Origin of the sequence: Pseudoalteromonas tunicata (genome assembly GCF_002310815.1) — a bacterium.
Classification (GTDB): domain Bacteria; phylum Pseudomonadota; class Gammaproteobacteria; order Enterobacterales; family Alteromonadaceae; genus Pseudoalteromonas; species Pseudoalteromonas tunicata.
On sequence record NZ_CP011032.1, the window covers coordinates 3,387,509 to 3,414,421 of the forward strand.

Here is a 26,913-nt window from a genome sequence, read left to right on the forward strand (position 1 = left end):
GCCATAAGTATCCCCCAGATCACCATAGCTCGAATAGTTCTACAATAAGGGCATTCGCTTAATTTTTTCATAACGTTCTTTAATTAACTCTTAATTAATTACTCTGTTAAAACAATACAACACTGTTTACACTTTAAACATAGCGATGATTGTTCCTAATAAGACATTGCTTTTACGGTCAATTGCCTTATTTATGAGATACATGGTAGATCAATTTTAGTCAGTATTACGTAAACTACTTAGCCCCTAACCATAGCGAAACTAACTTATGCGCAATTATCAATTAGGTAAAATTTTATTCCCATTTTTAATCATACTGCTGGTTGTAACTTGTATCTATTTATATTTACCCAAGCATTCTGATGCAAATCAAACCTTTGCTAATAAACCTGTCATTGTGAGTGCAGTTAATGTCACGATGCAAACTCAAAGTATCGATTTAGAATCCCTCGGCACTAGCAGAGCCAATGAAGCTATTTTTATTAAAAGTGCACAAAATGACTACGTTACCGAAGTATTTTTTAATGACGGAGATATAGTCAAAAAAGGTCAAGTACTCGTTCAGCTTAATTCAGAACAAGAAAAATCTGCAGTAGCAGAACTGCAAATTAATTTAAAAGAAGAGCAACGACAACTCAATCGCTTAACTGAGCTTGCAAAAAGCCAAGCCACAGCAAAATCATTACTTGAAGAACAGCGATCTAAATTTGAAGCTACTCAGGTGCAACTCGCTTCAGCAACAATAAAGTTAGCCGAAATGACCATTACCGCACCATTTTCAGGCCGCTTAGGACAGCGCTTAATTTCACCGGGTGCATTTATTACTAGCGCTAACGAAATCACTACTCTTGATGACATCAGCACCATTAAAGTTGATTTCAATGTGCCCGAAAAATACCTTGCAGCGCTAAAACCTAATATGGTTGTAACAGCAAAAAGCCCTGCATACCCAGATATAACCTTTTCAGGTGTGCTCAGCAACATTAGCTCTCGTATCAATCCAGCTACGCGTAGTGTGCCTGTTACGGCTAGTTTTGATAACAAAAATCAGCAATTACGCTCAGGCATGTTACTACACACTTTTGTTAAACTGTCTGAATTTAATGCGATTTTAGTTCCTGAGAAAGCGATTATTCCAATTGAAAATCAGCACTTTGTTTATGTAGTAGAAAATGGCCTAGCGAACCGTAAAGAAGTGACTATTTTACAACGCTTACACGGTCAGGTAGCGATTGCACAAGGGCTAAGCGAAGGACAACAAGTAGTTACTGAAGGTATCATTAAAATTCGCCCAGGTAGCAGCGTTGAAGTAAAAGGTGACGCACAGTGAAAATAACCGATATTTCAGTCAAACGACCGGTTTTTGCAATCGTAATCAACCTGTTGTTACTTACTTTTGGCATAGTAGCATTTTCTATGTTGCCACTGCGCGAATATCCCGATATTGATACACCGATCGTTTCAATTAGCACTTCATATCCGGGGGCGTCATCTGAAATTATTGAAACAAAAATCACCCAAATAATCGAAAACCAAATATCAGGCATTGAAGGGATAAAAAACATCAACTCTTCAAGTCGTAATGGTCGCTCAAATATCACAATTGAATTTAATATCAATCGTGATATCGATGCCGCAGCAAACGATGTGCGCGAACGAGTATCGCGGGCGCTCAATAATCTGCCAGATCAAGTACGCCCACCTGAGGTAACAAAATCTGATAGCGACGATAGCCCAATTGCTTGGTTTGTACTTAACAGCAATACCATGAACTCGCTTGAGCTGTCTGATTACGCACAACGTTATATTGTTGACCGCATTGCGGTCGTTGATGGCGTAGCTAATGTGCGTGTTGGCGGTGAGCGTCGTTATGCGATGAAAATTTGGCTCAACAGAGACCAAATGGCTGCTCGTGGCATCACAGCATCTGAAATCGAAACCGTATTACGCGCCGAAAACGTTGAGTTACCAGCTGGTGAAATTGAATCAGTTGACCGTGACTTTACAGTACGCACCGCTCGCAGCTATAAAAACCAAGAAGACTTTGAAAACCTTGTTGTTAAACGTGGCCTTGATGGTTATTTAGTGCGATTAAACGAAGTTGCTGACGTTAAACTTGAAGCCCAAGATGAAGAAAACCTGTTTCGAGGTAATGGCCGCAATATGATTGGCCTTGGCATCATTAAACAAGCTAAAGCCAATACCTTAACCGTGGTTGAAAATGCTCGCGCCGAACTTAACAAAATTAAACAAAGTTTACCGCAAGGCACCACCATCGAAGATAGCTACGATTCATCTATTTTTATTAGCGAATCAATCAACGAAGTATATCGCACCTTAATTATTTCGATGATCCTTGTTGTGCTAGTTATCTATTTATTTTTAGGTAATTTACGCGCCACGCTTATTCCAGCTCTTACCGTACCTGTCGCCCTAATTGGTAGTTTTATGTTTTTATATGCCATGGGTTACTCGATTAATCTATTAACTTTATTAGCCTTGGTACTTGCCATTGGCTTAGTGGTTGATGATGCCATTGTAATGCTTGAAAACATTCACCGTCGTATTGAACTGGGCGAGCCTCGTTTACTGGCAGCCTATCGTGGTGCGCGTGAAGTAGGGTTTGCAATTATTGCCACAACCTTAGTGCTGATTGCGGTATTTGTGCCGTTAGTATTTATGGAAGGCCGCGTTGGAAGTTTATTTACTGAATTTGCCATGGCGGTGAGCGCTGCGGTTATTTTTTCAAGTATTACGGCGCTGACGCTTTCTCCGGCATTGTGCTCAAAATTACTCAAACCATCGAATAAAGAATCTAAATTTAACCAAATGGTTGAGCGTTTTTTAACGCGCGTTGAGCAAAAATACCAAGCCGTACTTGAAAGTAATTTGCAAAAAACCAACAGCATGTCATTAGTGCTGATTCTAGCCGCAGTCGCCAGTTTCTTATTGATGCAAATTTTACCTTCAGAGCTGACACCAAAAGAAGACCGTGGAACATTTTTCATCATGATGAATGGCCCAGAAGGCGCAAGTTATGAAAATAATGCGGCCAACATGGCTAAAATTGAAGACAAATTACTGCCTTATGCCGAGTCAGGAGAGCTGAGCCGGGTGTTGGTTCGAGTACCTGGTTGGGGCGGTCAAGGTGGTGTTGCTATTGTTGGGATGGATGATTGGGAAAACCGCACCCGCTCAACATGGCAAGTAATGGATGAAATCAGTCAAGAGCTTCAAAGCGTAACCGATGTACGCGCCTTTGCCATTATGCGCTCAGGGATTGGCGGCGGCGGTAATAGCCGCCCAGTAGAATTTGTTTTACAAGGCAACGATTACCATGAATTAGCCAGCTGGCGCGATAGAATAATAGAGCGCGCTAAAACCAATCCGGGCTTGGTTCGTATTGACCACGATTATAAAGAGACATTTCCACAGTTTTTAGTCCATATCGATAAAAACAAAGCTGCCGACTTAGGGATTTCTGTTGCTGAAATTGGTCGTACTCTTGAATCAATGCTCGGCCAACGCCGCGTCACGACATTTATCGACCGAGGTGAAGAATATGACGTGATGATTAAAGGCACTAAAGATAACTTTAGCGACCCAAAAGCCATTGCCGACATTTATTTAAAATCACGCTCTGGGGAATTTGTACCGCTTGATAGTTTAATCACTTTAACCGAAAGCGCGACCGCAGCACGGCTAAACCGTTTTGATCGAATGCGCGCCATTACTATCAGTGCTAACTTAGCTGATGGCTATCCACTTTCAGAAGCGCTCAACTTTTTAAATACCGTAGCACTTGAAGAAAACGACATCGAAGGCTCAATTGCTTACAAAGGTGAGTCGCAGCTGTTTTACGAAGGTGCATCAGCCATGACCGCAGTATTTGTTTTGGCGTTAATGGTTACCTTTTTGGTATTAGCGGCTCAATTTGAGAGCTTTATTCATCCTTTTGTTATCATGTTGACGGTACCGCTAGGTTTGGTTGGCGCACTGCTCGGTCTGCATTTTAGCGGTTCAACCATTAATATTTATAGTCAAATAGGCATTGTAATGCTGATTGGTTTAAGTGCTAAAAATGGTATTTTAATTGTTGAATTTGCTAATCAGTTACGTGATAAAGGCATTGAATTTAAACAAGCCATTATTCAAGCTGCAAGCCAACGTTTGCGTCCAATTGTTATGACATCACTTACGACTGTGATGAGCTCAGTGCCTTTGGTCATGGCAACAGGCCCAGGTGCTGAAAGCCGAATGGTCATTGGTATCGTGGTATTTACCGGTGTTATTGCCGCCACCGTATTAACTTTATTTATTGTACCTTGTGCGTATTATGCCTTAGCGAAGAAAACCCAATCACCTGAGTTTTTATTGCATAAGTTAGAGCAACAAGACAAAGATCATCCTACTCAATAAGTTAAGCTGTCACTGCGGTGACTATGACCAATTGTGATCCGGATTACAATAACAGCGTATTGACCAACAATACGCTGTTTTTTACTGAGGACTGTGAATGACAACTCAAACAGAATTAGCAACTTTTGGTGGAGGCTGTTTTTGGTGTATCGATGCCGCTTTTCGCCAAGTAAAAGGCGTTGTGCAAGTACTTTCTGGCTATGCCGGAGGCGAAATAGTAGCGCCAACCTATCAACAAATTTGCACTGGACAAACAGGACATGCCGAAGTCGTTCAAATTGAATTTGACCCAACAGTGGTGACTTTCGACACACTGTTAGCTATGTTTTTTGTCTTGCATGATGCAACGCAACTTAATCGCCAAGGTAACGATATTGGTACGCAATATCGTAGTGTGATTTTTTATCACAGCGACCAACAACAACAAAGCATCCAAGAAAAAATCGCGGCCTTACAACCGACGTTATCGGCACCGATAGTGACTGAGCTCAGCCCAGCTCCTGTGTTTTACTCTGCTGAGCAATACCATCAAGATTATTACAATGCCAATCCGAACCAAGGGTATTGCAGCATTATGATCGCCCCAAAAATTGCAAAATTTAGCGCAATTTTTACCAATTACCTCATTGAATAAGTACAAAAAAGGCGAATCAGTGTTCGCCTTTTCACTTAGTTATTTTGTCTTGTTAGTCACAATTAAAAGCGGTAACTACCACCAACATAAACCTGACGACCTAATGGCACATAACCTAATACTTCACCCGTTGCGGTATAACCTGTACCTGCAGTGATGTATTGTTTATCTGTTAAGTTTTCAATACGAGCATGAAACTTAAAGCCATTAAAAACTTCGTAGTTTGCTGATAAATTAAAGATCGTAAATGCTGGCAATGTTGTCGCTTCAGACTTGCCCGCTGCGGCATTATAAAGTGCTAATGAAGGACGTGATGAGCGGTATTGCATCGCCAAACTCACATCTAATAAATCCCATGCTTTTGATATTGAATAATTAAATGTTTCTGAAGGGCGACGAACTAAATCTTTGCCTTGATCATCTTCTGCATCTAATAACGTTAAATTGATATTATGACTCATACCAAAAGCCTGCACATTCGCGCTAAACTCAGCCCCTTCCATTGTGGCAGAGTCGACGTTGTATGGAATGTACTTTTTAGTCGCAACATCGTATTTATTGGCAATTAAATTATCAATTTTATTACGAAATACTGCGACATCGTACTGAGCCGAACCGGTATCTAAACTAAAACCAATTTCGTTATTGGTCGCTTCTTCTGGTTTAATTTGCTCATTAGGTAAATACCAAGGGCTATTTTTTACAAACGCATCTGTCAGTGATGGCGCCCTAAACGCAGTACCATGATTGATTCTAAACGTCGTTTGAGAATTAAATTGATAGCCCACACCTGTGGTGTACGTATTGGCACGACCGTGATGTTCATAATCATCGGTGCGCACCACGGCATTGGCTATAAATTTATGATCTTGATAAAAACCGCCCACGAAAAAAGCCTGGTTATCACGTTCAGCAATTGAAAGCTCGGCTGAAGCACGACCTAAATCCTCAGTTAAACGATTGAATCCAGCAGTAATTTGCACGGCATCTGATAACGTATATAAACCACGGTATTCAAGATCTACACGCTCTGTGCTATAAACTTGTTGAACATCCGTGCCTGTTTGAGTATTTTCTTCTTGTGAAAAACTTAACGAAGCATAGTGTGCAAAATCCGCTACCTTTTTCGACCATGATAATTTGCTGGTATAGTTTTCAAACTCATAAGCATCGTTACCCCAAGCATTATCATACTCTCCCTCACCTTCGCTATATTGAGCAACTAGGGCAAATACCCCTAAATCGGCTGCATCATAGGCAAGGTTCACACCCAGGTTTTTATTTTGGTAACCATCGTCATCATGATCTTTGCTTACAGGTAAGGTTGGGTCTTTTTGAGTGGCATCATAGCCATCCGTTTCTTCAAAACCAAGGTTAAAACTAAGCGCTATATTCTCAGCCGAAACGCTGCCGACTTGCTGATAATTAATATAATTATTTGAACCGGTAGTAATTGAAATCTCATGCTCTGTTGCTTGACGAGTGATAATGTTAATGACCCCAGCAATGGCATCAGAACCATAAATAGCCGCGCGAGCACCTTTTACCACTTCAATACGTTCAATGCTGTTAACTGGAATATTAGTAAACGAAACAGCGCCAGAATTGGCATCACTAATACGTACACCATTGACTAAAACCAACGTGTGTTTTGCTGTTGCACCACGCACAAAAATATCGGCTTTTTGGCCAAAGCCCCCGTTACGGACCAAATCAACACCTGCCACTGTATTTAACAACGAAGGCAAGTCGCGAATATTTGATTGTTCAATTTCAGCACGATCAATAATATTAACTGTCGCGAGGGAATGATTAAGCACTTGCTCAAATTTATTAGCCGTAACTGTGATACGTTCAATAGGTTGTTCGTTTGAATTGATTTGAGCATTAATACTGAAAGAAATAGCAGCACACACCGCAAGTGCAGTTTTAGATTGGTAAAACATGATGTCTCCTTTGTGCCCACCGCACAAATGTAAGTAGCTAATAAATAATTAAGGCCGGTCTCCGGGCTTAGGCTGTCAGACATTATTAAAGAGTGACGCTATTACCGTTGCGGGGGCAGCGTTGGATTTCATAAACATGGCACCAACTTCCCGATTATCCTCTTATAAACAAGCGTTAATAATAATTTGCTTGTTTGAGGCACCTAAATTGAGAATGCGCATATCAAAAATAGTTTTGACTTAAACGTGATAGGCACAATGGCGCGTATTGTGATGAGAATAGCAAGAATTGTCAATGGACGTTCAGATGTCTATGAAAGGAGTTAGATAAAACAAGCAAGCGTTTTTTCGCGCTTACTTGTTTTTAATTTTGCGACAAAGAATTAATCGCGAAAGTTTTTAAATTGAAAAGGCTGACCTAAATCAGAGGTACGAATTAATTGCATCGCTTCTTGCAAATCATCACGCTTTTTACCTGTTACCCGCACTTCTTCACCTTGAATCGACGCCTGCACTTTAATTTTTGCATCTTTGATTAATTTAACGATTTTTTTCGCCATTTCTTTTTCGATGCCTTGCTGTACAGCAACTTGCTGACTACAACGACGACCAGTATAAGAAACTTCTTTTACTTCAAAGCTTTTAACATCTAAACCACGTTTAACAGCGCAACCAGTCAAAATTGGAAACATTTGTTGCAGCTGGAAATCAGCATCAGCATGCATAGTGATGGTTTCTTTACTGATCTCAAATGTGGCATCGATATTACGAAAATCAAAACGAGTCGCAATTTCACGATTGGCATTATCAACTGCATTTTGTGCTTCAGACATTTCAACTTCAGATACAATATCAAAAGATGGCATAAGTGCTCTCCTATAAAATAATGGGCTGATTATACCCATATCAGTGGCGACATTCAAAAAACAAGTTTAATTACGATAACTAAAAAAGCCTGTCTGGACAGCGAAATAAAAATTGTAACCAAAGACTAAAATGGCAACCGATTTAACAAAAAACCATCAATTTCACGGGGTTTGTTTGTTATACTAGCGGCCTATTTTATCTAAGAGTTCGTATTGTGAGCCGACGCATTTATCAAATATTATTTTTTATCGCTGTATTAGTCTTTACTGCTTTGTTTGCCAAAGAAATTAAGTCTGGCATTATATTATTTCCTCACATCGACAAAGTAGCTCACTTTGGTATTTTCTTTATTTTAGCGGCGCTTTTATCACATGCATTCAAAGCGCCAATTTGGGTTTACGTGCTTATTTTGGCCGCTTATGGTGGTGCAGTGGAAATAATGCAAGATACTCTGCCCCATCGTCAGGCATCATTAGGGGATTTTATTGCTGATACGCTTGGTGCCATTAGTTATTTTATCGTCTTCATGCTTTGGCAAAAACGAGCTAAAAAAAATGCCTAGAGTCCACATAATTGGCCAAGGCGCCATTGGCTTGCTGTATGGCTATTTCTTAAAATCAGTAGCCGATGTCACTTTTTGCTTAAAACAGCCAAATTCAGCTAAACAATATCAATATCAATTAGATAAAACTGTTGAATTGTGTGACTTTAAAAATCAAGCCAATAACGATATTGAGCCTATTGAGTTTGTCATTATTCCAACTAAAGCGTTTGCTGTTCTTGATGCATTTATGCAAATAAAACCGCGGCTAACAAAAAATGCGGTCATTATTTTAAGCCACAATGGCATGGGAAGCATTGAACAAATCGCCCCGCTACTAATCGCTCAGCAGCAGTTATTTTTTTTAACAACCACACAAGCAGCTTATAAAGCATCGCCCTTACATGTCATTCATACCGGTTCAGGTGCTAGTAATTTAGGACCCATTAACCATGCAGCTAAACAAACACAGCATCGCGTTGCTGAGTTTTTAAAACCCGCCTTGCAAAACTTAAATTTAGTGGCAGACATTGATCAGCTTTTATGGCATAAACTACTGATTAATGTAGCGATTAACCCGCTTAGTGCGGCATATGAAGTACAAAATGGCCAATTAACCGCGCCAAAATTTGCCACTGAAGTTTTTAATTTAGTTTATGAAGTGTATTTAGTGGCACAGTCGCAAGGTGTGCGGTTAGAGTTAGCAAAAGCATTGCATTTAGCCTATCAAGTAATGCGCTCAACAGCTGCTAACTACTCATCGATGAATCGCGATATTACTCTTGGTAAACCAACTGAAATATCGGCAATTTGTGGTTATGTGGTTGAAATGGCAAAACTGCAACATATTGATACGCCAAATAATCTTGCAATGCTTCATGCCATTCTTGCTTTAGAAAAAGCAAAAAAAAGCGCACCTTTCGATACGCCTTTACATTAATTCACTGAGTATTGCTCGCTTAACTAGGGGCGATACACTTTGACATTGTGATATCCATTTTCATGCAGTATTAGCGCCTGTAACTGGCTCATCACCCCTTTAGCACAATAAAGGTAATACTCTTTATCTTGTGGTAAGTCGCCAAATTTAGTGGCAATACGGAAAAACGGCAAATGAATAACCTCAATACCATCTAGCTCAAGCGGCTTAGCATCTTCCTCTTCAGGTGAACGAATATCAACCACCACAGCACCACTTGGTAAGTCTTGCACAGACTCAGCTTCTTTTACTTCTTCTTTGGCTTCTTTTTGGATATCACGAATATCCATTACACGCGCATTAGTAACCACAGTTTGAAGAATATCAAAATCGAATTTCGTTTCTTCAGCTACAATCGTCTCAAGCTTTGCTTTTACCGTCGGCTTTTTAGAAATGACACCACAATATTCTGGCATCGACTCAGCCATTTCTGAGGTACCAATTTGACGAGCAATATTAATAATTTCTTGCTTATCGTACTGAATGAGCGGGCGTAAAATTAACGTATCAGTGACTTGGTCAATTACGTTTAAATTGGCTAAGGTTTGACTCGAAACTTGACCTAAACTTTCGCCGGTCACTAAGGCATCGATACCAAATTGTTTAGCAACTAAGCTACCGGCACGCATCATCATGCGTTTAAGCACCACGCCCATTTGGCTGTTTTCAACATTTTCGAGGATTTCAGCAACAACAGGTTCAAAATCTACGCTAATAAATTTTACTTTATGGGTTGAGCTGTATTTATCCCATAAGAAGTAGCTAGCCTGCTTCACACCAATTTCATGTGCTGCGCCGCCTAAGTTAAAAAACAAAAAGTGTGTGCGTGCGCCTTTGCGGATCATTTGATAGGTTGCAACTCCAGAGTCAAATCCACCTGACATCAAAGACAAAACATCTTCTTGTGTTGGTAATGGAAAGCCTGCAATGCCTAAATGCGTTTCTGTCACAATATAAGCACGCTGATCCTTTATTTCAATCTTGATTGTTTCTTGAGGATGTTTTAAACGAACACTTGCACCTGGCACATTTTGATTTAAACCACCACCAACATAACGCTCGACATCAGTTGATGTAAATTCATGTTTTCCTTGGCGTTTGCAACGAACGCAAAATGTTTTACCAGTCACAATATCGTAATTCAGCTTTAAGGTAGCTTGGTAAATATCATCTAAGGTTTCAAATATGATTTCTTGCACTTCGATAAATTGCACAATTCCTGGAATTCTTTTTAATCCATCTATCAAGGCTTCACGTATTAATGGGTCATCACTTTTTGAGACCACACTGACATTGTCATAGTTATTAATAATTTTTGCAGCTTCATCGATACGACGAATTACAATTTTAATGTTATTTTCTAATAACTTGGTAAAGCGTTTACGGACCGGACGACTCTTAATAGAAATCTCAGGGTGCAATTTAACAATAAATTTAAACATCTCAATCTACTCACTCAGCGACAAGCGCGCGATTATAGCAAAAGAGACCATGAGTAGGAAATTTGTTACACAACCGCACTACAACCACAGATTACTCTCTCGATGTAATGATATAACTATAGATAACAGCTAACAAAATACCTAAAACGCATCATTAAAGATAAATAACCTGCTTTTACTACAAAATATTAAATTGTACCTATACTTCTTTAAGTACTGATCTCTCAATTTATTTTAACTAGTAAGGACGCTGGCATGATGAGCATGTTCAATCAACTCACGTTACAGAAAAAGTTAACCTATTTACTCCTACTTATTGGCATTTTACCTGCAACCTTGTTAGCCATTACCGCACTCTATAATTCAAGTAGTGCAATTCATAATATCAAAGCGGATAACCTATCTGCGATTGCAAGCCTAAAATCCAATGCAATAGAAAACTATTTGAATCAAGCAACCCAACAACTTAAAAGCCTCTCACATCAATCAGCATTAAAGCAGAGCTTTAATGCTTTTAGTGAGAGTTTTGGCCTTGTGGCAAAACAAGATACTTCTCAGTTATCCGATTTTTATCACTCTAAATTTGCCGCGACCTATAAAGAAAAAAGCACTCAGTCGATTAATGTTGATGCGATTTATGAACAACTCTCCGAACCTGCCAGAGACTTACAAACCGTTTATATCAGTAATAATCATTATCCTGTTGGCTCAAAGCACTTACTACAAAGTAATAAAGATGGCTTACCCTATGATTTAGCACATCAAAAATTTCACCCTGATTTAGCCCAATTTGTAACCGACTTTGGTTATTACGACCTTTTTTTAGTTGATGCAACTTCGGGAAATGTTATTTACAGCGTTTATAAAGAGGTGGATTTTGCAACCAATTTAATAAATGGCCCATATAAAGATAGCGGTCTTGCACATGCATTTGAACAGGCACGAAAAAGTGCAGATAATTCAGTCAGCATGATAGATTACCAACCTTACACGCCATCTTACGCATCTCCTGCTAGCTTTATTTCAACCCCAGTTTTTGAACAGGGTGAGCTCGTAGGTGTATTAATTTTGCAATTACCACTGGATAAAATAACCCAAGTTATGAACTCTAACTTTGGTTTAGGTGAAACAGGTGAATCTTACTTAGTTGGATCTGATTTAAAACTGCGTTCAAACAGCTTTTTTGATCCCTCAATGACAGTCGCTAAAAGTTTTGCGGAGCCTGTCAATCGCCTTGCTAATCACGACAATATTAATCGTGCTTTAAAAGGTGAGAAAGGTGTTATTGAAACAACAAATTATAATGGCGATGCTGTCTTAAGCGCATTTGAGGGGATTGATCTTCATGGTAATCGATGGGCGCTGATTGCTGAACAACACCAAAGTGAAGCGTTTATTCTAGTAAGTAATCTAGCGACTATATTTACCATCAGCCTCATTATAGCCACTGGTTTGATTGCATTTTTAGCGATTCGATTTGCAGCGAGCATTGCTATGCCAATTAAAAAATTATCAAATTTTTTATTAAAACTAAAAGACAAATGGCAATTTTCAATGCGCGCTCCTGTCTTTGGCAATGATGAAACCGCACAAGCGGCAAAATCACTCAATGAAATGCTAACCTCGTTGCAAGGCGCAGTGGGAGACATTAACAGCACCATGTCACAATTGGCTGAAGGGCAATTTAAAGCAAGAGTCAGTGTACAAGTTAATGGCGACCTAGACATATTAAAAAATACCATCAATACCTCAGCCACCAGCATAGACCTAGCAATCGAAGAAATTAGCCATGTGATGCAAACCATGCGCAATGGTCGCTTTGATCAGGTTGCTAAGGGGAAAAATCAAGGCCAGCTCGCACTGTTAACTGAAAACGTCAACCTTACAGCCAGCTCATTGGGTCAATTTGTACAAGAAGGTGTTAACGTAATGCAGCAAGTTGAACAAGGGAAATACCATAATAGGGTAAATACGGACTGCCAAGGAGACTTACTAAACTTTAAAGAAGCAATTAACCTATCGGTTATCAATACCGAAGTTGTGATTAATGAGATTGTCACTGTGATGGCTGCTATTGAGCAAGGGGACTACAGTAAAACAATTCAATGCCAAGCCAAAGGACAATTAAATCAATTAAAAACAGCGATTAATGACTCAGCGAAAAGTACCTCAACGGTCATTTCAGGGGCGGTAAATGTGATGCAATCATTGTCTCAAGGCAATTTTAATGTGCGCCTTGATGTGCCAAGCAAAGGTGAACTCAAAACCTTACAAGATTGTATAAATACAGCTGCTCATGATACAGACAACGTGATTTCAGACATTATTAATGTGATGCGTGATATTGAAAATGGTCACTTTAGCAGCCAAGTACAGAGCCCTGCAAATGGGCAATTAGCACAATTAAAATTAGCAATTAATTCATCAGCCAGCGCAACCTCTTCATTTATTGATGATGCAGTCTCAGTGATGCAATCGCTATCTCAAGGCAATTTTACTAACCAGTTAACCGTGCTCGCTAACGGTGATTTAGCAACATTAAAAAACTGTATTAATACCGCCGCAAAAGATACCAACACTGTGATTTCTGACATTATAGCCGTGATGCAAAAGGTTGCTAGAGGTGAATTTGAGCAGCAAGTTGCCGTTGACGCATCAGGCCAATTACTCGATTTAAAAAACAATGTTAATAATGCCGCAACTCGCTGTGATGTTGTTGTTCATGCAGTGTCAGATGTAATGCAAGCTCTGGCGAAAGGCCAGCTCGACAAACGTATTCAAATTCAAAGTAATGGCGATTTTGCCAAGCTCGTTGAGGCTGTAAATGCCACCTCAGATACCCTAGCCACTATTTTTGGCCAGACGAAACATGTGATGGGTGCTGTTGCAACGGGTGATTTAACTCATTCAATTTCTTATAACAGTGAGGGAGAATACGAATTAGTAAAACAAAGTATTAACCAAACAGTCAAAAATCTAGTGTTGATGATTGAAGATATCCATAAAACCGCAGATATTGTGACACAAAAAGCACAACAATCATCGCAAGAAACCAACCACATTAATCAAAGTGTTTTTGAACAAGTTGATAATTTACAAACCATCAGCAATGCGATGGTAAAAATGAATGACGCAATTATTAAAACGGTAAATCAAACTGAGCAATCAATGGAGCTTTCCGTTAAAGCCTATGACTTTGCCAATAATGGTGAGCAAGTTGTTGCAAAAGTAATTGCTGCGATGCAAGAAATTAATCACTCAGCTAAAAAAATGTCGAGTATTATCAGTGTGATTGATGAAATCGCCTTTCAGACTAATTTACTTGCGCTTAATGCCGCGGTTGAAGCCGCTCGCGCAGGAGAGCAAGGGCGTGGATTTGCTGTTGTGGCCGCTGAGGTCAGAAATCTCGCTCAACGCTCTGCCGCTGCCGCGAAAGAAATCTCGGTCTTGATAAAAGAGTCGGCAAGTAAAGTGCAATCAGGCGTGGTACTTGCTACAGAATCAGGAACTATTTTACGCCACATCACGGTTTCAAGCCATGAAGTAAAAGATGTAATCAACTCAGTAACCGAAGCGATGCAACTTCAATCTGGCCAAGTAACCTCTGTAACCCACTCAGTAAAACGAGTTGATAGCGGCGCTCAAGAAAATGCAGCGATGCTTAACAATCTAGCGACAAACTTTAAGCAGGTTGAACATCAAGCCGATACCTTACAAGCGCTAATAAATAAATTTAAATTGATGGACCAAGATTACCTACCTTTGAACCAAGTTGTTTTACAAGACAAATACAAATCAAATAAACGCTTAGCTAACGTTTAAGACCAAGAGGTATGGCAACATACCTCTTTTATAATTGCAATCACGATAACTAAATTTGCCTGCTGATGATGATAGACCATACTTGTTTTAATATTTAAATCACAAAGGCGGGAAAATGAGTAAAAAGCTTTATTTTATCGCCTGTTTTTTTATTTCTTTTCAAATTAATGCGCAACTAATAAATTGGATCATTATTGATTTCGCTCCCTATTACATCAATACCGATGAATTAGAAGTTCAAGGGCGAGATCGGGGGGTTATCGAATTATTACATCAACAATTACCTGGGTATTCTTTTAGCTACAGTCAATTACCTGGCAGTCGCCTACTTCATGAATTGGCTAATCCACAGCATAATTTTTGTTTTCTATCACTTTATAAAACACCTGAAAGACTTAAACTCTTTCATTTTTCCAACCACCCTTCTACTATAGGTTTAGCCCCGACCATAATGATGAAGAAATCCACCGCGTTAAAATTAAAATTACAAAGTAATAACCCTATTTCTTTAGCTGAACTAAGCTCAAATCACAATTTAGTTCTGGCGGCTTCATCTAATCGTTCGTTCGGTAAAAGTTTAGACGCCATAATAAAGTCGATCCCTGCAGAACAAAAAATATATCGTGCAGGTAATGACGTGCTTAATAGCTTAATGACTATGCTACATAAAAATAGAGTTGATCTTTTATTGGGCTATCCCGATGAGCAACTTTATTTAGCAAAAAAACTTGGCTTTATTGATGAGATCGAAATTTTTACTATAAAGGAAGCTCCCTCTTATAGTGTCGGCTACATAGGCTGTAGTAATAATTCATTAGGAAAAGACAATATTGCACAACTTGACCAAGCTCTTCTTAGTATTTATTCATTACCACAATATTACCAAGTACTCAGCCGCTGGTTGCCAGAGCAGTTTCATTCAGATTTAAAAATCATGCTACAACAAGAGGTCGGGCAATATGGCGCCAAAGTGGCGCCATAAGATTTTATTGGCGAATACCTTCGATTGATAACTCAATCTCTACATGAGTTGAAGCTGGGCCTAAATTATAATTAATACCATAATCGGTTAATTTTAAAGACGTTGTTCCTGCAAAGCCAGCACGGTAGCCACCCCAAGGATCTTGACCTTCACCAATTTTCTCCACTGGAAAACTAATCGTTTTACTCACGCCATGTAAAGTAAATACACCTGTAACTGTACCGTTAGTTTCGTTATCAAATTTAATTTGCGTGCTTTTAAAACTCGCATTTGGATAACTTTTAACATCTAAAAAATCTTTACCTTTTAAATGTTTGTCACGCTCAGCATGATTCGAATCTAAACTTGTAGTATCGATTTCAATGCTAATTTGAGAATCATTAATTTTAGCCGCATCATATGAGAAGTTACCATCAAATTGGTTAAAACGACCATGCAGCCAGCTGTAACCTAAATGTTTAATTTTAAAGTTGATAAATGCATGAGCGCCAGCAACATCTACTTTATACTCTGCCGCATTTACAGCTGAGGTATTGAATGTTAGAAGTGACGCAGCTGCCAATGAGACTGCCAACAGTGATTTTTTCATAATTTACTTTCCTAATGATGAAGTTTCACTCACTTTAAACATCCGAATGAGTGTACGATCTTTGTTAATAAAATGATGTTTGAATGCCGCAAGTGCATGTACACCCGCAAATGTAATCAAGCTCCAAGCAAGCCAAAAATGAATTTCGCCCGCAATATCTTCTTGTTGGTCAATGCTGATTGGCAATGCAGGCATGCTAAACAAACCAAATACATCAATGCTTCGCCCATCTGCTGTAGAAATAAAATAGCCAGTTAACATTAAACACAGCATTACAACATAAAGCAGCAAATGCATGTAGTGTGCGACTTGGTTAAGCTTTTTTGCCGAAGGTGCGTTATCAACGGGTGCTGGTGTTGGGTTAAATAAGCGCCAAGCAAACCGAATTACCAGCAATAAAAATAAACTCACTCCAATACTTTTATGTAAATCGAGCGACCCTTTATACCAAGCATCGTAATAGGTTAATTCGACCATATAGAGACCTAAACCGAATAAAAATAAAATGGCTACAGCCATCAACCAATGCAGAAGTATTGCTACGACTCCATAATTTGTTGTTGTATTTTTAAACATGATTGACTCCTAACCGAAAAGATAATAACAGTGTACGGCAAATGAATTTTTAAAAAATAGCAAAAAATGAAAAATGGATGTGCATTTTTGCACAGTCTCGCTACACTAAAATTCGTTTTTATCATTATTAGTCGGCGCCATTATGCAAAAAACCAGTTGGGATGATTATCGCATTGCTTATCAGGTCGCGATTGATGGCAGCTTAAGTAAGGCGGCTATTACACTTAATATCAACCACACAACGGTACTTCGTCACGTCAATCAGCTTGAAGATTCATTAGGTATTAAACTGTTTATTCGCCATCAGCGAGGCTACCAACTTACCGACGCAGGCTTTTTACTGTTAAATAAAATGCCCCAGGTGCACAGCCAAATTACGCGTTTGCAAAATATGCTCTGTGATAGTGAAGGTGAAATTACTGGCATTTTACGGATCACATCAGTATTAACCTATTCTAAAATCCTCAATCCGGCATTAAGAGCATTTATTAAACAACACCCTAAATTACGCATTGAACTGGTTTCGACTGACGATATTGTGCCGCTTGAAAGTGGTGCGGTGCATGTCTCAATTCGCATTGGTAAAAAACCAGTTGATGGCGACATTATTGTAAAAAAATTGACTGACGTTGAATTTGCTTATTATGCAACTGAAGAATATGTTGCCGAGCATGGATCACCGAGCTCATCGGCTGAATTTAAGCAACATTTTTGGGTATTACCCAGTGGTGGTAAACGCTCCATTCCATTTGTAAAGCATATTACTGAGCATATTCCAGAAGAGAATGTGATTTATCAAAGCAATAATTTTCCTGACGTTCATCAAGCTGTTATTGATGGCTTTGGTATTGGCCCACTCGATTTGCAGCAAGCTAAACAGCATCCTGATTTACACAAAATTACGGCAATCGATATGCCATTAAGTGAATCATTATGGTTTGTTTATCACCGCGATTTAAAACATAGTAATCGAGTTAAAACCCTCTATCAATTTCTGTCAAATCACCTATAAAAAAGACAAGGCACTTAGGCCTTTTAATAACTCATAAGGCCAGTTACACAATCTAGAATCAGTCGTAATCTGTTTAGATTAAAGCGTTATGGAATGTGTCATTAGAATTTTAAAACCAGAAGGAATCACAGCAGGTATAAAAATGGTGCTAAAGTTGGACATTACCGATTATATAAAACCCTTTAAAATCATAATCGAGGATATAAACACTTAGCCGCATCTTGTCAGTAGAATATCAAATCTGCTTTGTGGCATGTAGCTAATATAATTTTTTGGCGATAATAAACTACTGGAGAACTAAAATTATAGCGTGTGAATTGGTTTTTGGATGACCGAAAAATGAGACTGAGACGTAAATTAAACTAGCCTACCTGAATAAATAATAAATTTTAAAATTGAAAAGCGACTTTGATCCCCATAAAAAAATTGAGTTTATAACTCAATTGTATGCTTACTATGTTATTAACCTGAAATACTCATTTGTAGCTTTAGCATTTCAGCTTTAATCTCTTGTAAATAAGGATCGTCATAACCAAGTTTTTCAAACTCGTTAATACATGCTTGATATTGTCCAATCACATCTTCAGCAGTATTTTTTTTAGCCGCTTCTGTATTAAGTTTAGTAAGGTCCATCTTCTTGCCTAATGAGCAATTTGTTTGATGAAATTATAGTTGCCGCTGTTGACTCTACCTAGGTGATATTATTTAACTTTTTATGACAGTGTTACTAACAAAAAACATTAAAAATTAAAATAACCATATTAAACAATAAAATAGATGAAGCAAAAGAACATATACTCTATTGCTCAAAATGCAATTACGAGTTATTACACTACACTTTTTAGGCGATCTCTCACAAATTTAATCCACAAAAAAGCCGCTTTTCAGCGGCTTTTTAAAGGTTACTAATTAACCGATATTTTTGCGTGCGTTACGGAACATACGCATCCATGGACTATCTTCTAACCATTCATCTGGATGCCAAGAGTTTGCAACTGTACGAAATACTCGCTCTGGATGCGGCATCATCACAGTCGCTCGGCCATCTAAACTAGTAATAGCCGTTATACCTTCAGGTGAACCATTCGGGTTGTTTGGATATTGCATGGTTGGATTACCATAATTATCAACAAACTTAAGTGCTACCGTTCCCGATGCTATTGCAGTTTGTAGTGCCGCTGCGTTTTTAAACTCAGCATGACCTTCACCATGTGAAACCGCAATTGGCATACGCGAGCCCGCCATACCACTAAAGAACACAGATGGATTTTCTTGTACTTCAACTAAGCTAAAACGCGCTTCAAAACGCTCTGATTTATTAGTTACAAAACGAGGCCAATGCTCAGTACCCGGAATTAACTCACGCATTGATGACAACATCTGACAACCGTTACACACACCTAAACTAAAGGTATCTGTGCGCTCAAAGAACGAAATGAATTGTTCACGAGCTTGATCATTAAAGAGAATTGATTTCGCCCAACCTTCACCTGCTCCAAGTACATCACCGTAGGAGAATCCACCACAAGCCACTAAGCCTTTAAACTCATCAAGTGAAATACGACCTTCAAGGATATCACTCATGTGTACATCAATTGCAGCAAAACCAGCTCGATTAAACGCTGCCGCCATTTCAACGTGCGAGTTTACACCCTGCTCACGTAAAATAGCCATGCGAGGCGCAGCACCTTTAAGGATATAAGGAGCTGCGATATCTTCATTGATATCAAACGTTAACTTAACATTTAAGCCAGGATCTTTAACATCAAATTTTGCTTCGTGTTCTTGTTTTGCACCCGCTGGATTATCTCGCAGCGTTTGCATTTGGAAGGTTGTTTCTGCCCAAATAGTACGTAATTCAACACGGCTGTGTTCAAGCACCGTAGTACCACCACGTGTAAATACCACTGAATCAGTGTCGTTTAACGAACCAATCTCATGACTTACCGCACTTAAACCATGTTGTGCTAAAACAGCTAATACAGCATCTTTATCGCTATTGCGAACTTGAATAACACCGCCTAGCTCTTCATTAAATAATGCTGCTAAATCAGAGTCACCCAACGCATCGATAGCAATGGTCACACCAACACGTCCAGCAAATGCCATTTCAGCCACTGTCGTGAATAAACCACCGTCTGATTTATCGTGATACGCTAATAATTTTTGCTCTGCAACCAAGGTTTGCATTGCATTAAAGAAGCCTTTTAATAATTCTGGGCTATCAACATCAGGCGTTACATCACCTAATTGCTTATAAACTTGCGCAAGGCTTGATGCACCTAAACGGTTTTGACCGGCACCTAAATCAAGTAAAATTAAGCTTGAATCACCTTTATCTGTGCGAAACTGAGGTGTAACCGTTTTACGGATATCTTCAACACGGCCAAATGCAGTAATGATCAATGATAATGGTGCAGTAACGGCTTTTTTCTCGCCATTTTCTTCCCATTGTGTCTTCATAGACATTGAATCTTTACCCACTGGAATCGTTAAACCTAATGCAGGACATAACTCTTCACCAATGGCTTTTACAGCCTCATACAGACCAGCATCTTCACCTGGGTGACCTGCAGCAGACATCCAGTTTGCTGATAACTTAATGTTATTTAAATCACCGATATCAGCACCAGCAATATTTGTTAACGATTCAGCGACCGCCAAGCGTGCTGATGCGCCAAAGTTTAATAATGCCGCAGGTGTACGCTCGCCTAATGACATTGCTTCGCCATGATACGTATCAAATGCTGCAGCAGTCACTGCACAATCAGCAACCGGTACTTGCCATGGGCCAACCATTTGGTCACGTGCCACTAAGCCAGTTACAGTGCGATCACCAATAGTGATTAGAAATGTTTTTTCTGCGATGGTTGGTAAACGTAATAAGCGTTTAGCTGCATCATCTAATGTCACGCCATCAAAGTTTAGAGCTTCACCCGTCGCTTTTTGTGTCATTACATCACGGTGCATTTTTGGCGCTTTACCCAATAAAACTTCAAGCGGTAAATCAACTGGGTTGTTATCAAAATGACTGTCAGAAACTGTTAAATGACGCTCCTCGGTCGCTTCACCAATCACTGCATATTGCGCACGTTCGCGCTTACAAATCGCTTCAAAACGAGCAAAATCTTCAGCGGCAACAGCTAATACATAACGCTCTTGCGATTCATTACACCAAATTTCGTGCGGTGCCATGCCCGGCTCATCATTTGGTACATTACGAAGCTCAAATTTACCACCGCGGCCACCATCGTTAACTAACTCAGGAAACGCATTTGAGATACCGCCAGCGCCCACATCATGGATAAACGCAATTGGATTTTCATCGCCTAATTGCCAACACTTATCGATCACTTCTTGGCAACGACGTTCCATTTCAGGATTTTCACGTTGTACTGAAGCAAAATCTAAGTCTTCGTTTGATTGGCCTGATGCCATACTTGATGCAGCACCACCACCTAAACCTATGTTCATTGCTGGGCCACCCAATACAATGAGTTTTGCGCCAACTGGAATTTCACCTTTTTGTACATGATCAGTACGAATATTACCTAAACCACCGGCAAGCATTATCGGCTTGTGGTAACCACGCACTTCAATACCATTGTGGCTATTTACTTGTTCTTCATAAGTACGGAAATAACCTAATAAATTTGGACGACCAAATTCATTATTAAATGCAGCACCACCTAATGGGCCTTCAACCATAATATCAAGCGCATTTACGATACGAGCCGGTTTGCCAAAATCACTTTCCCATGGTTGTTCAAACCCTGGAATACGTAAATTCGATACCGTAAAACCAACTAAGCCTGCTTTTGGTTTTGAACCACGACCGGTCGCACCTTCATCACGAATTTCACCACCAGAACCTGTTGATGCACCCGAAAATGGAGCAATCGCAGTTGGGTGGTTATGCGTTTCAACTTTCATCAAAATTTCAATGTTTTCTTGATGATAGCTATATTGACCTTCGGCATTTGGGAAAAAACGACCCGCAAACGAGCCTTTCATTACCGCTGCATTATCTTTATATGCCGACAATACGTTTGTTTGATTCACTTCATAGGTATTTTTAATCATTTTGAACAATGATTTAGGCTGCTTCTCGCCATCAATTGTCCAATCAGAATTAAAGATTTTATGACGACAATGCTCAGAGTTTGCCTGAGCAAACATGAATAATTCGATGTCGTTAGGATTACGACCTAACTTTTGGAAGTTCTCAACTAAATAGTCTATTTCATCGTCAGCAAGCGCAAAACCTTGCTCAACGTTTGCGCGAACAAGCGCTTCACGACCACCGCCTAAAATGTCAACCGATGACATAGGGCGTGGCTCTTCAACTTTAAATAGCGCAGAAGCCGCTTCAAGTGAATTATGTGTAGCCTCTGTCATACGATCATGAACTAATTTAGCCACTTCATTTAATTGCTCAGCAGTGAAATCACCTTCAACATAATAAGCAATACCGCGCTCAACACGATGAACCTGACTTAAACCACAATTTTTTGCAATGTCCGTAGCTTTTGAAGCCCACGGAGAAATAGTGCCTGGACGTGGTGTAACTAAAATTAACGTTCCTGCTGGAGTGTGCTCAACCGCAGTTGGCCCATAAGTTAATAGTTTTTTCAGTTTATCTAATTCTGCCGCTTTTAAATCAGCAGTGAGATCAGCAAAATGCATAAACTCAGCATAAACATTTGTGACAGCTAAATTTGCGTCAGCACAGCTTTTTAAGATCTTTTGAATTCTAAAATCAGAGAGTGCTGGAGCACCACGTAGGATCAACATAGGTATTTTCATCCGGGGTTAAGGATTGAACGATATATCAATAAAGGCGCTATTATAGTGGAAATAAAACTTGGTTTTAACTCTAAAATCAAAAATTAGCCAAATTAAAAGCTAAATACAAATTTACGTTTAGATTTCTAGACTGCTTAACTTAAAAAGACGATTTAGATTGTTACGTGACCCACTCCCAAACATCTGTTATAAAATAAGCAGATACCTTTATTTGAAGTTTATGATGCGGATTATTTTCTTGTTAATTAGTTGCTGTGTTTTACTTGCCTGTACAGAGCAAGAAAATACCACGCAATTACAAAAAATTGTACAACAAGAAAAGCTTCGCGTTGGGATTTTAGTGGGTCAAAGCACTTATTATTTAGATAATGATGGTGAAGCTGGTTTTGAATTTGAACTGGCTTCTGCCTTTGCCGATTTTTTAGGTGTAAAACTCGAAGTTGTGCCATTTTTTAGCCGAGCAGATATTTTTCCCCGCTTAAAAAATGGCAATATCGACCTAATTGCATCAGGACTTTCTATTAATAAAGAACGAATTAAACATTATCGTTTTGCACCGCAATATCGCAGCATCAGTCAAAAATTAGTATTTAAACAAGGCAACGAACGCCCTCGAAACTTCTCGCAGCTTTCGGGCTCTTTAATGGTTTTGTCTCAAAGTAGTCATGCTGAAAGCTTAAAACAAGCTAAATTACGCTTTGAAGAATTAACTTGGCAAGAAACCGATGACATGGATGAAGCTGAGTTACTGCAACTTATTTTGGATGGTTCGTTAGACTACACCATTGCCGACTCAAACAATTTGGCGCTGTTTCGTCGTTACCACCCCGAGCTAAGTATTGGTTTTTCGGTAACAAAAGAAGAGCCCGTCGCTTGGATGCTAGCAGAGTCTGATGATGATTCGCTCTATGCCTTAATGATTGAGTTTTTTGGTTTAACACGGCAGTCTGGTTTATTACACGAACTTGAAGAAAAATACTTTGGTCATGTTCGTCAATTTAATTATATCAATACTTTATCATTTATAAATGCGGTTAAAACGACCCTACCAAAATATCAAGACTGGTTTATGCAATATGCCAATGAGCTTGATTGGCGCCTTTTGGCGGCACTGAGCTATCAAGAGTCCATGTGGGATCCTAAAGCAAAATCACCTACTGGGGTTCGAGGCATCATGATGCTCACTCAACCTACGGCAAAACAAGTTGGTGTTACTAACCGTCTTGAACCGGAACAAAATATCAAAGGGGGAGCGCTTTATTTAGCCCGTTTGCTCAATAGTATTCCTGAACGAATTAACTCACCCGATAGACTTTGGTTTGCGCTTGCTTCGTATAACGTTGGCTGGGGCCATGTAAATGATGCCAGAGTCATCACCGAGCAAGAAGGCGCAGATCCAGATAAATGGGCCGAAGTTAAAAAACGATTACCGCTTCTAGTAAAAAAACGCTACTATCGCAAAACTCGTTATGGCTATGCTAGAGGCGATGTTGCGGTGACCTATGTTGACAATATTCGTCGCTATTATGATACTCTAGTCTGGTTAGATGAAAATAAAGATGAACAAACCGAGTTTTCAGATAGTCCTACCTTAGAGCCAACGGCAGTTAACTGATAAACATAACAATCCTAATTAAACTGTTTATATAAACACTTAAATTAATTGTGAATTGTTTCTCCGCTCTCACACTTTTGGAGAAAAATTTTGAAAAGAAGAAACTTAAAAATTAAAAAACGTACATTCAACAAGAGCAACCCTAGAAGACGTATTCTAATAAAAGCGCTGCGCCGTAAAATTGCCATGCGCAGAAGACTCTTTGGTATGCTCACCGAGCACGATACTCCACAAGACGATACAATCGTATCACCAGCAGTTTAGTTGAAATACCTTGTTTTCTATTCTTGTTCTTTTAGTTTATTTGCTTGTTTCAACGCTTTGATTTCTTGTCTTCTGCGCTTGAAAAAAGCAGATAAGCGTAACCCACACTCTTGTGCTAATACGCCTTCAGTTACTTCGAGCTGATGATTAAATTGCGAATGCTGTACGATATTCATCACCGATTTTACTGCACCTGTTTTTAAATCGTCTGCACCATATACCACTCGTTTCATACGGCTGTGCACCAAGGCTCCAGCACACATTGCACATGGTTCGAGTGTGACGTACAAAGTACAATCAATCATGCGATAATTTTGTAATGCGATACCAGCATTTCTAATAGCCAACATTTCAGCATGGGCTGACGGATCATGACTAATAATCGAGCGATTCCAACCTTCAGCGATAATTTCATCTTGATACACTACAATGGCACCTACTGGGATTTCGCCCTCAGCTTCAGCTTTATCTGCTCGCAACAATGCCTGTTGCATCCAATACTCATCACTTTTCATATGTTGTTGACTGCACCTACATTAAAAACTATGCAATTATACCCTCTCTAGATCGTAAAAATAATCTAGTCTTACAAACAACCGAGCATTATTTAGTGAAATTGCGTCAAGTCATAGCACTTAACCTCGCCTTTACGCTATAATTCGCCGCTTTTTGTTTTAGCTAATCAATGTAGATAAATCATGAAATTTCCAGGACGCCGTAGGCACAAACATTATTTTCCTGTTGAGGCGAAAGATCCTCTCAGTAATCAATTTCAGCAACATACCAAGCTGCAGAATAACTATATCGTCGGAATAGACCAAATCGTCGTTGATATAGAAGCAAAAGTTGATAATAACTTTTTAGCGCAATTTGGCCTCAAACGCGCGATGTCTCAAGTTATTGATGATGAAACAACCCACGCGCTGTACGAGCATCTCAAAAACAACAAGATGGTTGATTATGAGTTTGCTGGCGGCACGATTGGCAATACAATGCACAATTACTCGGTATTAGCTGACGACCGCTCGGTATTGCTCGGTGTAATGAGCGAAAATATTAAAATCGGCAGCTACGCTTACCGCTTTTTAAGTAATACTTCAAGTCGTGTTGATTTAGAATACTTACAACCGGTTGATGGTCCAATTGGACGCTGTTTTACTTTGATTGACGGATCTGGCGAGCGCACCTTCGCGATTAGCCCTGGATTAATGAATCGCTTGCGTCCAGAGTCAATTTCAGAGCAATTAATCACTGAGTCCTCAGCCTTAGTGATCAGTGCCTACTTAATGCGTACAGAAGCCTGCGATACCATGACTCAAGCAACATTAAAAGCTGTTGAATACGCCAATGCTGCCAATGTGCCTGTGGTGCTCACCCTTGGAACTAAATTTTTAATTGAACAAGATCCAACTTGGTGGCAAGAGTTTGTTAAAAATCATGTTGATATTCTTGCAATGAATGAAGAAGAAGGCCTAGCGATCACTGGATTTGAAGACCCACTCCTCGCCACTGAAAAAGCGCTTGATTGGGTTGACCTTGTGATCTGTACCGCTGGTGAAAAAGGCATGTTTTTAGGTGGCTATATCGATGATAAATGGAAACGCGATACCACTCATATGCTAATGCCAGGGGCGATCCCAGATTTTAATCGCTATGAATATTCTCGTGGTATGCGCTTTCAAGATTGTGAAAAGCCAGTCAAAATTTATTCTCACACCGCACCTTATATGGGTGGACCTGACAGTATTAAAAATACCAATGGTGCAGGTGATGCAGCCCTTGCTGCTGTGCTTCATGATTTGAGCGCGAATGTATATCATCATATTCACGTACCAAACTCGAGCAAGCATAAATTAAATGCCCTCACATACTCATCACTTTCACAAATCAGTAAATATGCAAACAGAGTGAGCTATGAAGTACTAGTTCAGCACTCTCCTCGCTTAACCAAGGGCCTACCAGAGCGTGAAGATAGTCTTCAGCAAGCATACTGGGACCAATAATAAAAAAACCTGACGCGAGTCAGGTTTTTTTATGTCTTTTATTTCTGATAGTTTCAATCTCAAACTGTGTATTTCCTCTGGTAACCCCTCATTATTAATGGAGGCTAGCTGCGAAATAATATATTTCATTCTGAAGTGTTAAATTCCAAACGCAAAAAAGCCTCTGATTTCTCAAAGGCTTTCTTTAAATTAAGAGCCTGGCGATGTCCTACTCTCACATGGGTAACCCCACACTACCATCGGCGCTGTTTCGTTTCACTACTGAGTTCGGAATGGGATCAGGTGGGTCCAAAACGCTATTGTCACCAAGCAAATCTGGTTCGTTAATCGCCTTGGCAATTAACTAAAATTCGGAAGGCTGATTTCAAATTCGTCTACTTCAGTGCTATTTAACTTCTTGCTTGTTCTTCAGTGCT

General features: G+C 39.5%; 19 protein-coding genes, 1 rRNA gene and 1 riboswitch. Of the genes, 11 read left to right on the plus strand and 9 right to left on the minus strand.

The features are described from left to right. Positions 1-268 precede the first annotated feature (268 nt). The 3 genes from PTUN_RS15355 to msrA all read left to right on the plus strand — a co-directional run bounded on the left by PTUN_RS15355 (position 269) and on the right by msrA (position 5,053). Positions 269-1,330, plus strand: coding sequence for an efflux RND transporter periplasmic adaptor subunit (locus PTUN_RS15355; RefSeq protein ID WP_009837864.1), 1,062 nt, complete (start codon positions 269-271; stop codon positions 1,328-1,330). Further along, positions 1,327-4,419 carry an efflux RND transporter permease subunit gene (locus tag PTUN_RS15360; protein WP_009837865.1) on the plus strand — a complete coding sequence of 1,031 codons (3,093 nt, stop codon included), beginning with the start codon at positions 1,327-1,329 and terminating at the stop codon, positions 4,417-4,419. The genes PTUN_RS15355 and PTUN_RS15360 overlap by 4 nt, the downstream gene beginning before the upstream one ends. Positions 4,420-4,516: 97 nt before the next feature. Then, entirely contained in the window at positions 4,517-5,053 is a 537-nt protein-coding gene (msrA, locus tag PTUN_RS15365) for a peptide-methionine (S)-S-oxide reductase MsrA (RefSeq protein ID WP_009837866.1), read from the plus strand. 62 nt (positions 5,054-5,115) lie between these two features. Here msrA and PTUN_RS15370 read toward each other — a convergent pair whose 3' ends face one another. After that, entirely contained in the window at positions 5,116-6,999 is a 1,884-nt protein-coding gene (locus PTUN_RS15370) for a TonB-dependent receptor domain-containing protein (RefSeq protein ID WP_009837867.1), read from the minus strand. 35 nt (positions 7,000-7,034) lie between these two features. Beyond that, a riboswitch (cobalamin riboswitch) is annotated at positions 7,035-7,221 on the minus strand. Between the two features lie 161 nt (positions 7,222-7,382). Beyond that, positions 7,383-7,865, minus strand: coding sequence for a YajQ family cyclic di-GMP-binding protein (locus PTUN_RS15375; RefSeq protein WP_009837868.1), 483 nt, complete (start codon positions 7,863-7,865; stop codon positions 7,383-7,385). 215 nt (positions 7,866-8,080) lie between these two features. Between PTUN_RS15375 and PTUN_RS15380 the strand changes: the two genes are divergently transcribed. Then, positions 8,081-8,428, plus strand: a complete 348-nt coding sequence (locus PTUN_RS15380) for a VanZ family protein (RefSeq protein ID WP_009837869.1) — start codon at positions 8,081-8,083, stop codon at positions 8,426-8,428. Continuing rightward, the gene (locus PTUN_RS15385) at positions 8,421-9,347 is read left to right on the plus strand and encodes a ketopantoate reductase family protein (RefSeq protein ID WP_009837870.1); all 927 of its coding nucleotides are present in this window, start codon (positions 8,421-8,423) and stop codon (positions 9,345-9,347) included. The genes PTUN_RS15380 and PTUN_RS15385 overlap by 8 nt, the downstream gene beginning before the upstream one ends. 23 nt (positions 9,348-9,370) lie before the next feature. Here PTUN_RS15385 and thiI read toward each other — a convergent pair whose 3' ends face one another. Beyond that, the gene (gene thiI / locus PTUN_RS15390) at positions 9,371-10,828 is read right to left on the minus strand and encodes a tRNA uracil 4-sulfurtransferase ThiI (protein WP_009837871.1); all 1,458 of its coding nucleotides are present in this window, start codon (positions 10,826-10,828) and stop codon (positions 9,371-9,373) included. A gap of 255 nt (positions 10,829-11,083) precedes the next feature. On the opposite strand from thiI, the gene PTUN_RS15395 reads away from it, so the two are divergent. Then, positions 11,084-14,650, plus strand: coding sequence for a methyl-accepting chemotaxis protein (locus PTUN_RS15395; RefSeq protein ID WP_040643693.1), 3,567 nt, complete (start codon positions 11,084-11,086; stop codon positions 14,648-14,650). 115 nt (positions 14,651-14,765) lie between these two features. Further along, positions 14,766-15,632 (plus strand): transporter substrate-binding domain-containing protein, encoded by an 867-nt coding sequence (locus tag PTUN_RS15400; protein ID WP_009837873.1) that lies wholly within the window; start codon positions 14,766-14,768, stop codon positions 15,630-15,632. A gap of 4 nt (positions 15,633-15,636) precedes the next feature. Here PTUN_RS15400 and PTUN_RS15405 read toward each other — a convergent pair whose 3' ends face one another. Together PTUN_RS15405 and PTUN_RS15410 are read right to left on the minus strand one after the other, a co-directional pair. After that, positions 15,637-16,221: a YceI family protein gene (locus tag PTUN_RS15405; RefSeq protein WP_009837874.1), complete on the minus strand. Its 585-nt coding sequence runs from the start codon at positions 16,219-16,221 to the stop codon at positions 15,637-15,639. A gap of 3 nt (positions 16,222-16,224) precedes the next feature. Continuing rightward, positions 16,225-16,797, minus strand: a complete 573-nt coding sequence (locus PTUN_RS15410) for a cytochrome b (protein ID WP_009837875.1) — start codon at positions 16,795-16,797, stop codon at positions 16,225-16,227. A gap of 142 nt (positions 16,798-16,939) precedes the next feature. Here PTUN_RS15410 and PTUN_RS15415 point away from each other — a divergent pair, with 142 nt between their 5' ends. Beyond that, a complete protein-coding gene (locus tag PTUN_RS15415; RefSeq protein WP_009837876.1) occupies positions 16,940-17,809 on the plus strand; it encodes a LysR family transcriptional regulator in 870 nt (289 codons plus the stop codon). A 462-nt stretch (positions 17,810-18,271) separates the two neighbouring features. Here PTUN_RS15415 and PTUN_RS21810 read toward each other — a convergent pair whose 3' ends face one another. Beyond that, positions 18,272-18,442 (minus strand): hypothetical protein, encoded by a 171-nt coding sequence (locus tag PTUN_RS21810; RefSeq protein WP_009837878.1) that lies wholly within the window; start codon positions 18,440-18,442, stop codon positions 18,272-18,274. 276 nt (positions 18,443-18,718) lie between these two features. After that, positions 18,719-22,603, minus strand: a complete 3,885-nt coding sequence (purL, locus tag PTUN_RS15420; protein ID WP_009837879.1) for a phosphoribosylformylglycinamidine synthase — start codon at positions 22,601-22,603, stop codon at positions 18,719-18,721. A gap of 232 nt (positions 22,604-22,835) precedes the next feature. On the opposite strand from purL, the gene mltF reads away from it, so the two are divergent. Together mltF and PTUN_RS21815 are read left to right on the plus strand one after the other, a co-directional pair. Further along, positions 22,836-24,230, plus strand: coding sequence for a membrane-bound lytic murein transglycosylase MltF (gene mltF / locus PTUN_RS15425; RefSeq protein ID WP_009837880.1), 1,395 nt, complete (start codon positions 22,836-22,838; stop codon positions 24,228-24,230). A gap of 90 nt (positions 24,231-24,320) precedes the next feature. Next, positions 24,321-24,494 carry a hypothetical protein gene (locus PTUN_RS21815; protein ID WP_157579375.1) on the plus strand — a complete coding sequence of 58 codons (174 nt, stop codon included), beginning with the start codon at positions 24,321-24,323 and terminating at the stop codon, positions 24,492-24,494. Between the two features lie 17 nt (positions 24,495-24,511). Here PTUN_RS21815 and tadA read toward each other — a convergent pair whose 3' ends face one another. Then, positions 24,512-25,009, minus strand: a complete 498-nt coding sequence (gene tadA / locus PTUN_RS15430) for a tRNA adenosine(34) deaminase TadA (RefSeq protein ID WP_009837881.1) — start codon at positions 25,007-25,009, stop codon at positions 24,512-24,514. Between the two features lie 183 nt (positions 25,010-25,192). Between tadA and PTUN_RS15435 the strand changes: the two genes are divergently transcribed. Then, positions 25,193-26,497 (plus strand): inosine/guanosine kinase, encoded by a 1,305-nt coding sequence (locus PTUN_RS15435; RefSeq protein WP_009837882.1) that lies wholly within the window; start codon positions 25,193-25,195, stop codon positions 26,495-26,497. Positions 26,498-26,692: 195 nt separating this feature from the next. Here the strand turns inward: PTUN_RS15435 and rrf are convergent. Continuing rightward, positions 26,693-26,807, minus strand: a 5S ribosomal RNA gene (gene rrf, locus PTUN_RS15440). Positions 26,808-26,913: the final 106 nt, after the last annotated feature.

Excerpts from the sequence above, each read along its gene's own strand:
- PTUN_RS15355 (WP_009837864.1), top strand. The coding sequence starts at position 269 with ATGCGCAATTATCAATTAGGTAAAATTTTATTCCCATTTTTAATCATA.
- msrA (WP_009837866.1), top strand. The coding sequence starts at position 4,517 with ATGACAACTCAAACAGAATTAGCAACTTTTGGTGGAGGCTGTTTTTGG.
- PTUN_RS15370 (WP_009837867.1), bottom strand. The coding sequence starts at position 6,999 with ATGTTTTACCAATCTAAAACTGCACTTGCGGTGTGTGCTGCTATTTCT.
- PTUN_RS15375 (WP_009837868.1), bottom strand. The coding sequence starts at position 7,865 with ATGCCATCTTTTGATATTGTATCTGAAGTTGAAATGTCTGAAGCACAA.
- PTUN_RS15385 (WP_009837870.1), top strand. The coding sequence starts at position 8,421 with ATGCCTAGAGTCCACATAATTGGCCAAGGCGCCATTGGCTTGCTGTAT.
- thiI (WP_009837871.1), bottom strand. The coding sequence starts at position 10,828 with ATGTTTAAATTTATTGTTAAATTGCACCCTGAGATTTCTATTAAGAGT.
- PTUN_RS15395 (WP_040643693.1), top strand. The coding sequence starts at position 11,084 with ATGATGAGCATGTTCAATCAACTCACGTTACAGAAAAAGTTAACCTAT.
- PTUN_RS15400 (WP_009837873.1), top strand. The coding sequence starts at position 14,766 with ATGAGTAAAAAGCTTTATTTTATCGCCTGTTTTTTTATTTCTTTTCAA.
- PTUN_RS15405 (WP_009837874.1), bottom strand. The coding sequence starts at position 16,221 with ATGAAAAAATCACTGTTGGCAGTCTCATTGGCAGCTGCGTCACTTCTA.
- PTUN_RS15410 (WP_009837875.1), bottom strand. The coding sequence starts at position 16,797 with ATGTTTAAAAATACAACAACAAATTATGGAGTCGTAGCAATACTTCTG.
- PTUN_RS15415 (WP_009837876.1), top strand. The coding sequence starts at position 16,940 with ATGCAAAAAACCAGTTGGGATGATTATCGCATTGCTTATCAGGTCGCG.
- PTUN_RS21810 (WP_009837878.1), bottom strand. The coding sequence starts at position 18,442 with ATGGACCTTACTAAACTTAATACAGAAGCGGCTAAAAAAAATACTGCT.
- purL (WP_009837879.1), bottom strand. The coding sequence starts at position 22,603 with ATGTTGATCCTACGTGGTGCTCCAGCACTCTCTGATTTTAGAATTCAA.
- mltF (WP_009837880.1), top strand. The coding sequence starts at position 22,836 with ATGATGCGGATTATTTTCTTGTTAATTAGTTGCTGTGTTTTACTTGCC.
- tadA (WP_009837881.1), bottom strand. The coding sequence starts at position 25,009 with ATGAAAAGTGATGAGTATTGGATGCAACAGGCATTGTTGCGAGCAGAT.
- PTUN_RS15435 (WP_009837882.1), top strand. The coding sequence starts at position 25,193 with ATGAAATTTCCAGGACGCCGTAGGCACAAACATTATTTTCCTGTTGAG.